Here is a 12,051-nt window from a genome sequence, read left to right on the forward strand (position 1 = left end):
CGCGATGACGCACGTCAAGACCGCCGATGGCGCACATATTTTCTATAAAGATTGGGGACCGAAGGACGCGCAGCCGATCGTCTTCCACCATGGCTGGCCGCTCAGCGCAGACGACTGGGACGCGCAAATGCTGTTCTTCCTCGGCCAAGGCTATCGAGTGATTGCCCACGACCGGCGCGGGCACGGACGGTCCAGCCAGACGAGCGACGGTAACGAGATGGACACGTACGCGTCCGACGTCGACGCGCTCGTGACCGAGCTTGGGCTGACGAATGCAATCCACATCGGCCATTCGACTGGCGGCGGTGAGGTGGCCCGGTACGTGGCACGCCACGGCAAGGGACGGGTCGCAAAGGCGATCCTGGTCGATGCCGTGCCGCCGGTGATGGTCAAGAAGGAGTCAAACCCGGGCGGCCTCCCGATCGAGGTGTTCGACCAGTTCCGCGCGGCGCTCGCCGCAAATCGCGCGCAATTCTACCTCGATGTCGCGAGCGGACCTTTCTACAATTTCGACAAGCCGGGCGTGAAAATATCCGAAGGCCTGATCCGCAACTGGTGGCGGCAGGGCATGATGGGCAGCGCCAAGGCGCACTATGAGTGCATCAAGGCCTTTTCGGAGACGGACTTCACGGAAGACCTGAAGGCGATCGATGTGCCGGTGCTGGTAATCCACAGCGAGGCCGATCAGATCGTGCCCTACGCGGATTCAGGCCCGCTTGCGGCGAAGCTGCTGCGGAACGGGACGCTGAAGACCTACAAGGATCTTCCGCACGGGCTGCTGTCGACGCATCCCGAGATCATCAATCCGGACATGCTGGCGTTCATTCGCGGCGACACGACCGCCGCGACGGCCGCCCCCGCAGCCGCCGAGCCGGTTCCGGCTGAATAATGGATCGAGGTCGGGGCCGCCAAGGCGGCCCCGATCAGACCGCTTGCAACGCGTTGGCGAAGTCAGCGATCAGGTCGTCGGCATTCTCGCAGCCGATCGAAATGCGGACGAGGTTGTCGGTGATGTCGAGTTGCTTCTTGCGCTCGTCGGGCACGGAGAGGTGAGTCATCGCGGCGGGCGCGCTGGCAAGTGTTTCCGTGCCGCCGAGGCTGACGGCGAGGTTTGCAATCTGTAGCGCGTCCAAGAACGCGAAAGCCTCCTTTTCTCCCCCCTTCAGATAAAGCGAGAAGGTCGAGCCGGCGCCCGTGCAGTGCCGTTTGTAGATATCGGCCTGACGCGAACCCTCTTCGAGGAAACCGAGGTAGCCGATCTTTTCGACCTTCGGATGGCTCTTGAGGAAATCGCACACCTTGGCAGCGTTCTCGCCGGCGCGGCTCATGCGCAGTTCGAGCGTCTCCAAGCTTCGCAGCAGCATCCAGGCGGTGTTCGGGTCGCAAATGGTCCCGATCGTATTCCGGAAGCTACGGATCTGGTTGATCAGGTTTTTCTCACCGACCAGGCCACCTGCGACGAGGTCGCTGTGCCCGCCGACATATTTGGTGAGGCTGTAGACCGACAGGTCCGCGCCCTGCGCAAGCGGCTTGGCCCAGAGCGGGCCGAGGAAGGTGTTGTCGATGGCGATCGGCGGCTTCTCGCCATCGCCGAACGCCGCGTCGACCGCCGCGCGGACGGCTTCGACGTCGACCAGCTGGTTCGTCGGGTTTGCCGGGCTTTCGAGATAGACGAGGCTGACTCGGCCCTTTTCCTTGCCGCGAGCGATTGCGGCGTCGATTTCCTCGCGGGTGGCGCCCGACGGAAAGTCGATCCAGGAGACGCCGAACTGCCCGAGGATCTTGCCAATTAGCGTTTCCGTCGCAGCGTAAAGAGGGCCAGAGTGAACGACGCAGTCGCCAGGACGAACGAACGTCAGCAGCAACGTCGCGATCGCCGCCATGCCGCTGGAGAAAGCCAAGGCGTCGTCGGCATCTTCCCAGACCGCCAGGCGATCCTCGAGGATTTCCTGGTTGGGACCGTTGAAGCGGGAGTAGATGAGGCCCTCCGCCCCGCCGGGTCGCTTGCCGGTAACACCTTCGAAAAAGCGCTTACCTGCGGCCGCGTTCTCGAAAACGAAGGTCGAGGTGAGGAAGATCGGCGGCTTGAGCGAACCTTCGCTCAGTTCCGGGTCAAAGCCATAGCCAAGCATCAGGGTCTGCGGGCTGAGCTTGTGGTTGCCGACGGTGGTCGGCGACGGCTTCGGCGAGCGCTGGTGGGAAATGGCGCCGCTCAGTTCGTCTTCGGTGGGCAAGATGTCTCTCCTTTGCGCCGCGCCTTAGCCCCCGCGGCAGCCTGCGCCAACCTCAGCCCGGAATAGCGATCGCGCTCAATTGGCGACCGTAATCGGGCTCGCCTCGATGGGTGGCGCGGCGGAAGCTGTAGAAGCGGTCATCGTCGGCATAAGTGTCGAGGTTGAGTGCTTCGACTTCGCCAATCCCGGCCGCGATCAGACGGTGAACGACATAGGCCTCGAGATCGAAGTGCGGCTTCCCGTTGGGGCCGTCGACGAAAAAGCGGGCGTTGTCAGGATCGGGCGCGAGGAAGCGTGCGCGGAAGTCGTCGTCGACCTCGTAATTGGGCTGAGCGATGCACGGGCCGACCGCCGCGTGGATGTGGTCGCGGCGGGCGCCGAGCAGTTCCATCGCTTCGATCGTCGCATCGGTCACGCCCGCGAGCGCACCGCGCCACCCGGCATGCGCCGCACCGACGACCACGGCGTCATGGTCGGCGAACAGCACCGGCGCGCAATCGGCGGTCAGGATGCCGAGCAGCAGGTTGGGCCGGTCGGTCACGAGCGCATCCACACGCGGGCGCTCATCATTGGGCCATGCTTCATAGGCCACAACGGCTTTGGCGGAATGGACTTGGTGAACCGTCGCCAATTCGGCTTCAGGCAACAGCGCCGACACCGCGAGGCGCCGGTTGCCCGCGATGGTTTCGGGGTCGTCCTTGCTGCCGAGCCCGACATTAAGCCCGGCGCATTCGCCAACGGAAATTCCACCGCGGCGGCCTAAAAAGCCGTGCGGCAGGCGGCCGAGGCTGATCGCGCGATTGACCTCGACGCTGCTCACAGCCGCTTCCGCATGATGATGTCTTCGTCGGCCTGATTGCCGACCATGAAGTCGTAGCGGCCGACCTCCTCAAAGCCGTAGCGCTCGTAGAAGCGCTTCGCCCGGTGGTTGTCGGTGTAGACGGTCAGGTAGAGTTCTTCGTTGCCCTGCCGCCTCGCTTCCGCGATGCCCCAGTCGGTCAGGGTGGCGGCAAGGCCGGTGCCATGGTGGGGTTTCAGCACATAAAGCTGACGCAGCTCGATGGCTTGCGCCGTGGTCTCGTAAGGAAGGGCCGACGGACCGAGCTTCAGGTAGCCAACGACCTCCCCGTCCACTTCGGCAACGCGAAACCGGTACCGCGGGTCATGATATTCTGCCGCCCAAGCTTCGGGCGTGAACTTTCCGAGAAACGCGTCGAGATCTGCAGGCGCATATAGATGCGCGAAGGTATCACAGAAGCTCTGGCGAAATACGCGGTCGATTGCCGGCAGGTCGTCCTCGGTCGCATCGCGATCCATCAGGCGAGCCCGGCCGGCGCCGGCCATTCGGGCGCGTGAATCGCCATGACTTTGAATAGCTCCCCCATGTGCGCACGACTGGTAAGCCGATCGAGCGCGTTCGCAATCTCTTCGACGCGTTCCGGGTTCGCCCGCGACAGCGCTTGCGCGCGCGCCTCGATGCCCAGCCGGAGCAGCCAATCGCCCTGTGGAACCACCGGCTTTGCGGACGCGCGGGCATCGGCGGCGACGCGGCCGATGGCCTCGAAATCGACATGGCTGGTCAGATCCTGCTCGCCCGGATCGGCCAGCACCGGCGCGTAGCCATGGCCGCGTACGGCCTGCAGCGTGTCACCCGGCGCGGATTTCGCATGGCCGTAGTCGATGAACAGCGCGACGCCTCCATGCCGCGCGAGGCAGAGCGCGATGCTGCCGGCGGCCTGCTCGCGCGCCGGCGACGTTTCCACGATTTCACCATCGCGGTCGAAGGCCAGTCCGCCTGCAGCAACCGTCACGCGCCGCTCGACGGCGCCCACGTGCTGGCGGATCGGCAGCGCGTCGAGGAATTCATTGGCGACCAGCAGCAGCGGCCGCGCGGGCAAATCCTCGACCCGTTCGTGCCACGCGGCCTGTCCAACCGCTTGTTTCTGCGCCTCGCGCAGCACTGGGCTGGTTTCGACCAGATGGACTTCGCCGGCGAAGCCACTGGCGCGCAGCATGCGCAGCGCATCCGCAGCTAGCGTCCCGCGCCCCGGGCCAAGTTCGGCATAAATCGCGTCGGCCGGCGCACCGGCGCGTTTCCAGCAATCCGCGAGCGCAGCGCCGACCAGTTCGCCGAACATCTGGCTGATTTCCGGCGCGGTCGTGAAGTCGCCGCGCGCGCCGAGCGGATCACGCGTCGCGTAATAATAAGCGTTGCACGCTTCCATATACGTCTCGACGCTGATCGGGCCCTCGGCGGCAATTCGCTCACGAAGGGCCCGCTCAAGCGGCGTCACGCGACGCTTTCGGTTCCCAGCGTGGGTTCGACGCGTGTGCGGCGTCGGGGCGCGGTCAGCATCAGGTACAAGCCGCCCAGGATCATAGGCAATGACAGCCACTGACCCATGTGCAGGCCGGCGTTCTGGAACATCGTGCCCGCAAATTGCGCATCGGGTTCGCGGATGAATTCGACGCCGAAGCGGAACAGGCCGTAGAAGAAGATGAAGGCACCGACGAGCTTGCCCGGCTCGTATCGCGCCTTGGTCCGCCAAAACAGGAAGGCGAGGATGGCGAAGAGCAAAAGGCCTTCGAGGACGGCTTCATAAAGCTGACTGGGGTGCCGGGGCGGGCCGAGCATCGGTCCCAGCGGCGTCGGCTCGACGAAGCGAACTGCCCAGGGAACGGTCGTTGGCGCGCCCCACAATTCCTGGTTCACGAGATTGGCGAGGCGGCCGAAGCCGAGCCCGAACGGCACGCAGCAGGCAACGTAATCGTGCAGGCGTAGCCAGTTCAGCTTTTGCTTCCATGCGTAATAGATGATGCCGAGCGACGTGCCGATGACGCCGCCGTGGAACGACATTCCGCCGTCCCATAATTTCAGAATCTCCAGTGGATGCCGGAGGTATTCGCCGAAATTGTAGAACAGTACGTAGCCGAGACGGCCACCAAAGATGATGCCGAGCGCAGCGTAAAAAACGAGGTCGTCGGCATGTCGGCGATCCATCGGCGCACCAGGCTGCTTGAGGATTTTTAGCAGGTACCAATAACCGATGAAAATGCCGGCAAGGTAAGCCAGACTGTACCAGCGCAGGTCGAACGGACCGATGTGGAGCGCAACCGGGGACAACCCCAGATCGGGGAAAGCAACGAACCGGCTATTGTCGACAGCTTGCAAGGGCTTCCCCATCAAAGTTCAGCGCCTCATAAGGCGGCTCTGAGCAAAGGCAAAGGAAGCTCACCCACGATGCCCAACGAACTGGATCGGCGCTTCGACGAGATACTGGCCGCGGTCTACGGGCCAGGCGGGCGGTTGACGACGGGCCATGATGAATTGGGCCGAACCATCGTCACCAACTTCCCGGCGACGTTACCGAGCTTTTTCAAAGCCTTTTCCGAACTGAACGGTGCCAACGAGGCAGTGGTCGCCGGTGACGAGCGGCTCAACTTCGCGGATCTCGATCGCATTTCGGAGCGCTTGGCGCACGCGCTGGTCGCGCGCGGAATTGCAAAAGGTGACCGCGTGGGAATCGCGATGCGCAACTGTCCGGCGTGGATCGTCGGCTACATGGCCATCCTGAAGGCCGGCGGCATCGCGACCTTGCTGAACGGCTGGTGGGAACCGCTGGAGATGGAGCATGCAATTGCGCTGACCGAGCCCAAGCTGATCATCGCCGACGCGCCGCGTGCACGACGCCTCGCCGAACGCTGCGGCAGGATTGAAACGATTTCGCTACCCATCGAGCAGCCGGTCGAACAAGCGATCGCGCCGCTGCTCGACGCAGCCGATCTCGACAACAGCTTGCCAGAGATTCTGCCCGACGATGATGCGACGATCTTGTTTACCTCCGGCTCGACGGGGGAATCCAAAGGGGCGCTGTCGACGCATCGCGCAGTGACGACCGGGGTCTACGCCTACTCGACCGGGTTGATCGTCTTGAAAGGGCTGCTGGAGCAGGACGGCAATCCGCCTCCCACGCCGCGAACCCTCCTTAGTGTGCCGCTGTTTCACGTCACCGGCGAAGTGCCCGTGATGCTCAACAGTTTCGTCGTCGGCCGCTGCATGGTGATCATGCCCAAATGGGACGCGACCGAGGCGTTGCGGCTGATTGAAAAGGAAGGCGTCACCTATTTCGTCGGGGTGCCGACGATGAGCCTCGAGCTGATGAACCACCCCGACAGGCACAAATATGACCTGTCGTCACTCAAGGACATTACGGCTGGCGGTGCGCCGCGTCCGGTCAGCCACGTCGAGCGACTGAAGGGCGAATTCCCGAACGCGCAGCCGGCGTTGGGATATGGCTTGACCGAAACAAACGCCACCGGCTGCGCGAACTTCTGGAGCAGCTACGCCGCCAAACCCGCATCGACCGGACGCGCGCAAAAGCCGCTGGTCGAGGTCAAGATCCTGGGCGCCAACGACGCTGCGCTGCCGGCCGGCGAAGTGGGCGAGATCGGCATCCGGACCGCGGCCAACATCAAGGGCTATTATCGCAATCCCGAGGCGACGCGCGCGACGATCGCCGACGACGGCACGGTGCGCACGGGCGACATCGGTTATCTCGACGAGGACGGCTACCTCTTCATCGTCGACCGCAAGAAAGAAATCATCATCCGCGGCGGCGAGAACATCTCGATGGCCGAGGTGGAGGCCGAATGTTACGCTTGCCCGGCCGTCGCCGAAGTGTCGGTGATCGCAGCGCCCGATGAGCGGCTCGGCGAGGTTCCGGTCGCCATTGTTTACGTGAAGGACGGCCAGACGCTGAATGAGGATGAGCTTCGCGCATTTCTCGACGGGCGGCTTGCGAAGTTCAAGATTCCCGAGCGCTTCATCTTCGCGACCGAATCGCTTCCCCGCTTGGGTACGGGCAAGATCGACCGCCGCGCGCTGAAGGCCCAGTACGCGCATTGAACCTCGATCGCCGCACGGTCCTGATCGGCGGCGGCGCGGGCATCGGCCTGATCGTCGCTTATTCGCTGTGGCCGAGACATCTGCACAGCGAACTCAGCGCTGGCCGCGGCGAGGAGACGTTCGGCAACTACATCAAGATCGCGCGCGATGGGCGCATCACGGTGGCCGTGCCGCAGGTAGAAACGGGACAGGGCATCTGGACGGGACTGCCGCAGATTGTTGCTGACGAATTGGGTGCGGCGTGGGAATCGATCGCGGTCGAGCCGGCGCCGCTGAACAAGGCTTACGCCAATCCGCTGGCCAAGACGGAGGGCTGGCCCGAGGACATCCGCATCACGGCAGGGTCCACGTCCATCCGCGCGTTCGAACGGCCGGTGCGCGAAGCGGCAGCGGTGGCACGGACAATGCTGGTCGGAGCGGCGGCGGACCGCTGGAACGTCGATCCCGCGCAGTGCGAAACGGCGGATGGCTTCGTGCTCAACGGTGGGCGAACCGTGACCTTTGGCGAATTGGCTGAGGAAGCTGCTAGCCGCAATCCGCCGCGGGACGCGCCATTGCGCCAGACACACAAGGCGCGACTGTTGGGCCAGCCGCTGCCGCGGCTCGACGGTCCTGCGAAGGCGGAAGGAACCTGGCGGTTCGCTGGCGACGTCCGGCATCCAAACATGCTGTACGCGTCGGCACGGCTGGCACCGCCGGGCGGCAAGATTACCGGATTCGAGCGCGCCGCGATCGAGGGGCGGCCGGGCATCCGCCACCTGAGCGCCAGCGAACAATGGGTCGCGGTCGTGGCCGACAGCTGGTGGCAGGCAGAACAGGCACTGCGTTCGGCGAACGTGCGATTTTCGGCACCGCGTTCAGAAGCGATCGTAAGGCCGCTGTTCGACAAGGCGCTAGCGGAAGCGCGCGCAGACGAATGGTTCGCGCAGGGCGACTATGATGGTGCGGTAAGCGGGTCGCGGCCGCTTACAGCGACATATTATGCGGCGCCGTCGATGCATCTCGGAGTGGAATCAGTTTCCGCGACCGCGCGGGTCATCAATGGCGCCGTCGAGCTGTGGGCGCCGATGCTCGCGCCTGGCTTGGGTATCCCAGAGGCAACGCTTTATCCCATGCCTCCTGGCGCGCCGTCGGGCCGAGCAATGGAGGCCGACGCGTCGGCTATTGCCATGGCGCTGGCGAAGACGGTCGGGCGGCCAGTGCAGGTCATCTTGTCGCAATCGGCCAGCCAGAATGCTGACGCCCTCTCGCCCGGCGCGCTGGCACGACTGACAGCCTTGCCGGGGCCCGGCGGCATTACGAACGCCTGGGCGGTCAAAGTCGCCACAGCGGATGGCTTGGGATCGACACTGGCACGGCTTGAGGGAGGAAACACTTCCGCCAATTTAGGCCGGACGGCGTTGGACGGATCGGTTCCGCCCTATTCCATTGCAAATGTCCGCGTGGAGTCCGTCCCTGTCCCCCTCCCTATGCGCGCGGGGTACATGCGCGGTTCGCCGCAGCGCGAGTTCGCCTTCTTCACGGAAAGCTTCGTCGACGAACTTGCACGCGCGGCCGGCCTTGAGCCGCTGTCGTTCCGCATGGCCATGCTAGGCGGCAATGGACGGCTGGCGCGCTGCCTGCAGTCCGCCGCCACCCTGGCGCAGTGGGACGGCGGCGGGGCGGGCAGCAGCATGGGGCTGGCCGGTGCGTCGGCGTTCGGATCGCACATCGGGCTCGTCGCCGTCGCGAGCGTTGGCCCGGACCAGAAGATCAAGGTGCACAAACTCTTTGCCGCCGTCGATTGCGGCCGGGTCGTCAACAGCGGACTCGTCACCCAGCAGATCGAGGCCGGTTTGGTCTGGGCGATCGCGCAGGCGACGTCGCCTGCCCCCGAGTTCGTTGCCGGCGCGCCGCGCGCACGGCCTTTGGGCGCGCTTGACCTGCCGCGTCTCGGCGACGCACCGGAAATCGTGGTCTCGATTCTTCCCAGCGCCGAAGCACCGGGCGGCATCAGCGGGCTCGGCACGCTCCCGCTCGCGCCTGCCGTCGCCAACGCAATCCACGCGGGTACCGGTCGTCGCCTGCGCTCCCTGCCGTTCGACCTCGCCGCAGCATGATCAGGCCGGCTGACCATCCGGCGATTCCGGCTGAGAAAATTGGCGTGCTGCTGATCAATCTCGGCACGCCGGACGCGCCGCATGCGCGGGCGGTGCGCAAGTATCTGGCGGAATTCCTCAGCGACCCGCGTGTCATCGAGATTCCGCGGCTGGCGTGGAAGCCGATCCTGCACGGCATCATCCTGCGCACCCGCCCGCAGAAATCGGCTGAGGCGTACAATCAGATCTGGACCAACGAAGGATCACCGCTGCGCGTGATCGCCCAGCGCCAGGCCGAAAAGCTGCGCGCGGCAATGCCCGATGTCAGCGTCCACTACGCGATGCGCTACGGCAGCCCCGGCATTGCGGCGGCAATCCACAACATGTTTCGCGAGGGCTGCACGCGCATCCTGACCGCGCCACTCTATCCGCAATATTGCGCGGCGACGACAGCAACGGCGAACGACGCGGTGTTCGCGGCGCTCGCCGCGATGCGTTGGCAGCCAGCGCTGCGCACCCTCCCGCCTTATTACGACGATCCGCTATATATCGATGCACTGTCCGCGAGTCTGACACGCCAACTCAAGGCGCTCGATTTCGAGCCGGACCGGCTCGTCCTAAGCTTCCACGGAATGCCTGCGCGCACGCTGGAGCTTGGCGATCCCTATCATTGCCACTGCCATAAGACGGCGCGGCTCGTCGGCGAGAAAATGGGCCGCGAGGTAGACATTACGTTCCAGTCGAAGTTCGGCCGCGCCAAGTGGCTCGAGCCGGCGACCGACGCGACGTTGGCTGCCTATCCTGGCCGAGGCATCAAGCGCGTCGCAATCGCCGCACCGGGCTTCTCGGCGGATTGCATCGAGACCCTGGAAGAACTCGGCATCCGCGGCCGCGAAACATTCGAACATGCGGGTGGCGAGCGCTTCGCCCTGCTCGACTGTCTGAATGATTCACCCGAAGGCATGGACATGCTGACCCGGCTAATCAGCCGTGAACTTGCAGGCTGGCAGCCGCGCTCATAAGCCTGTTCCCGAGAGAGACAGGAGAGAGTCCATGGCACGAGTGGCAGTCGTTACCGGAGGGACCCGCGGCATTGGCGAGGCGATCAGCGTCGCGCTCAAGAACATGGGCATGCAAGTCGCGGCAAACTACGCCGGAAACGAGGAGCGCGCTCGCGCCTTCACGGACCGCACCGGGATACCCGCCTATAAATGGGACGTGTCCGACTTCGACGCCTGCCAAGCCGGTGTGAAGCAGATCGAAGCCGACCTCGGCCCCGTCGACGTGCTGGTAAACAATGCCGGCATAACCCGCGACACGACGATGAAGCGGATGGACCACCAGAAGTGGCAGGACGTCATCGACACCAACCTCGGCGGTTGCTTCAACATGGCCAAGGCGGTGTTCGAGGGCATGCAGAGCCGCGGCTATGGGCGTATCGTCAACATCGGCTCGATCAACGGCCAGGCGGGGCAATACGGCCAGGTCAATTACGCCGCCGCGAAGTCGGGCATCCACGGCTTCACCAAGGCCCTGGCGCAGGAAGGCGCGCGCAACGGTGTGACCGTCAACGCCATCGCGCCGGGCTATATCGACACCGACATGGTCGCCGCGGTGCCGGAGGAAGTGCTCGGCAAGATCATCGCCAAGATCCCGGTCGGCCGCCTCGGCAAGGCCGAGGAGATTGCCCGCGCCGTCGGCTTCCTAGTCGACGAAAATGCCGGGTTCATCACCGGCTCGACGCTGAGCATCAACGGCGGGCAGCACATGTACTGATGCCGGACTACGCACCGCCGAAGAAGCGGTCGGTGCTGATTGCCGGCCATCAGACGTCGATCAGCCTGGAACCCATGTTCTGGGCAGCCTTGGAGCAGGCGGCGCGGGATCGCGGGTGTCCGCTCAACGCACTGGTGGCGGAGATAGACGTAGCGCGGCTGGATGCAGACCAGCCGCCGAATTTGACGTCAGCGATCAGGCAGTGGCTGTTCGAGCGGACCGCAGAACGGCCTTCGTGAATGCGGCGCCGCCGCCCGGCGCGTCATCCAGAAACAGCGAAGGTTCGATCAGTTCGAGCTCCATCAGGAGCAGGCTCCCGTCATCATCGGGCACCATGTCCACCCTGGCGTAGGTCGCAGGTGCGGGCGCGCAAGCCAGCGCTGACTGAGCCAACTCAACGCCGCCGGGTGGCGGCGCGGTTGGCCGGGTGACGCCGCCAAGGTGCGGCTGAACGCGGAAGTCGCCGCGCTTCGGGCGCTTGACCACGGCGTGGCTGTATTCGCCGTCGAACAACATCAGGGAGAACTCGCCGGTCCGCGAGATTTCCTCAATAAGCGGTTGGACGATCATCGGCTGTCCGCGACTCTCCCCCGGCAAGTCGTCGAAAGGACCCAGACGGTAGGTACCTGTCGCACTGGCAGAAACAGGCGGCTTGATGACGAGCCATTCGCTCTGGAAGCGGCGGCGAGCCTCTTCCAGGTCCGCGTCCCCGCACGCTTCGACGGCCAGCGTCGGCACTGTCGCAACACCGCGATCCGCAAGCTCGGCGAGGTAGGCCTTGTCGCTGTTCCAACGCAGCAACGCGGGCGGGTTGAGCATCGGCCAATGCTCATTCTCGGCGCGATCCAGCAAGGCGAGCCAGCGCGGATAGTCGAGGTGATAGCCCCAGGCCACCAGCGGCATGACCAGGTCGAAGCCATTCGTGCTCCGAAATTCAGTCCATGGGATCGGCACGACCGCACACCCGCCTTGCTCGAGCGCATTCGCCTCGATGTCGTAGGCCCACGCCCACGGCTCCTCATAACCCGGGTCGGGCACGAGGACGGCGATACGCACG

At 64.7% G+C, this 12,051-nt stretch carries 12 protein-coding genes; 6 read left to right on the forward strand and 6 right to left on the reverse strand.

What is annotated here, in order from left to right; genetic code table 11:
* Nucleotides 1-4: 4 nt before the first annotated feature.
* A complete protein-coding gene (locus tag QU596_RS06790) occupies nucleotides 5-889 on the forward strand; it encodes an alpha/beta fold hydrolase (protein WP_308517905.1) in 885 nt (294 codons plus the stop codon).
* Nucleotides 890-923: 34 nt separating this feature from the next.
* Here QU596_RS06790 and QU596_RS06795 read toward each other — a convergent pair whose 3' ends face one another.
* From QU596_RS06795 to lgt, 5 genes are read right to left on the reverse strand one after another with little or no spacing between them, the layout of a single operon-like run.
* Nucleotides 924-2,234: a cystathionine gamma-synthase family protein gene (locus QU596_RS06795; RefSeq protein WP_308517906.1), complete on the reverse strand. Its 1,311-nt coding sequence runs from the start codon at nucleotides 2,232-2,234 to the stop codon at nucleotides 924-926.
* A 52-nt stretch (nucleotides 2,235-2,286) separates the two neighbouring features.
* Complete coding sequence (pgeF, locus tag QU596_RS06800; RefSeq protein WP_308517907.1) at nucleotides 2,287-3,054, reverse strand: peptidoglycan editing factor PgeF; 768 nt, start codon at nucleotides 3,052-3,054, stop codon at nucleotides 2,287-2,289.
* Entirely contained in the window at nucleotides 3,051-3,578 is a 528-nt protein-coding gene (locus tag QU596_RS06805; protein WP_308517909.1) for a GNAT family N-acetyltransferase, read from the reverse strand. The genes pgeF and QU596_RS06805 overlap by 4 nt, the downstream gene beginning before the upstream one ends.
* Nucleotides 3,551-4,528, reverse strand: a complete 978-nt coding sequence (locus tag QU596_RS06810) for a class I SAM-dependent methyltransferase (protein WP_308517910.1) — start codon at nucleotides 4,526-4,528, stop codon at nucleotides 3,551-3,553. Before QU596_RS06810 ends, QU596_RS06805 begins: the two co-directional genes overlap by 28 nt.
* On the reverse strand, nucleotides 4,525-5,418 hold the full coding sequence (gene lgt, locus QU596_RS06815) for a prolipoprotein diacylglyceryl transferase (protein WP_308517911.1): 894 nt from the start codon (nucleotides 5,416-5,418) through the stop codon (nucleotides 4,525-4,527). Before lgt ends, QU596_RS06810 begins: the two co-directional genes overlap by 4 nt.
* 57 nt (nucleotides 5,419-5,475) lie before the next feature.
* Here lgt and QU596_RS06820 point away from each other — a divergent pair, with 57 nt between their 5' ends.
* Genes QU596_RS06820 through QU596_RS06840 form a run of 5 tightly spaced genes read left to right on the forward strand, consistent with a single transcriptional unit; the run spans nucleotide 5,476 to nucleotide 11,233 of the window.
* Nucleotides 5,476-7,140, forward strand: coding sequence for a class I adenylate-forming enzyme family protein (locus QU596_RS06820; RefSeq protein WP_308517912.1), 1,665 nt, complete (start codon nucleotides 5,476-5,478; stop codon nucleotides 7,138-7,140).
* Nucleotides 7,137-9,239 carry a molybdopterin cofactor-binding domain-containing protein gene (locus QU596_RS06825; RefSeq protein WP_308517913.1) on the forward strand — a complete coding sequence of 701 codons (2,103 nt, stop codon included), beginning with the start codon at nucleotides 7,137-7,139 and terminating at the stop codon, nucleotides 9,237-9,239. The genes QU596_RS06820 and QU596_RS06825 overlap by 4 nt, the downstream gene beginning before the upstream one ends.
* Nucleotides 9,236-10,240, forward strand: a complete 1,005-nt coding sequence (gene hemH, locus QU596_RS06830) for a ferrochelatase (RefSeq protein ID WP_308517914.1) — start codon at nucleotides 9,236-9,238, stop codon at nucleotides 10,238-10,240. The genes QU596_RS06825 and hemH overlap by 4 nt, the downstream gene beginning before the upstream one ends.
* Nucleotides 10,241-10,271: 31 nt before the next feature.
* Entirely contained in the window at nucleotides 10,272-10,994 is a 723-nt protein-coding gene (gene phbB / locus QU596_RS06835; RefSeq protein WP_308517915.1) for an acetoacetyl-CoA reductase, read from the forward strand.
* Nucleotides 10,994-11,233 carry a ribbon-helix-helix domain-containing protein gene (locus QU596_RS06840; RefSeq protein ID WP_308517916.1) on the forward strand — a complete coding sequence of 80 codons (240 nt, stop codon included), beginning with the start codon at nucleotides 10,994-10,996 and terminating at the stop codon, nucleotides 11,231-11,233. Before phbB ends, QU596_RS06840 begins: the two co-directional genes overlap by 1 nt.
* On the opposite strand, the gene QU596_RS06845 is transcribed toward QU596_RS06840, so the two are convergent.
* Nucleotides 11,190-12,050 (reverse strand): ATP-grasp domain-containing protein, encoded by an 861-nt coding sequence (locus tag QU596_RS06845; protein ID WP_308517917.1) that lies wholly within the window; start codon nucleotides 12,048-12,050, stop codon nucleotides 11,190-11,192. The genes QU596_RS06840 and QU596_RS06845 overlap by 44 nt on opposite strands.
* Nucleotide 12,051 lies beyond the last annotated feature (1 nt).

Origin of the sequence: Sphingomonas flavescens (assembly GCF_030866745.1) — a bacterium.
GTDB lineage: Bacteria > Pseudomonadota > Alphaproteobacteria > Sphingomonadales > Sphingomonadaceae > Sphingomicrobium > Sphingomicrobium flavescens.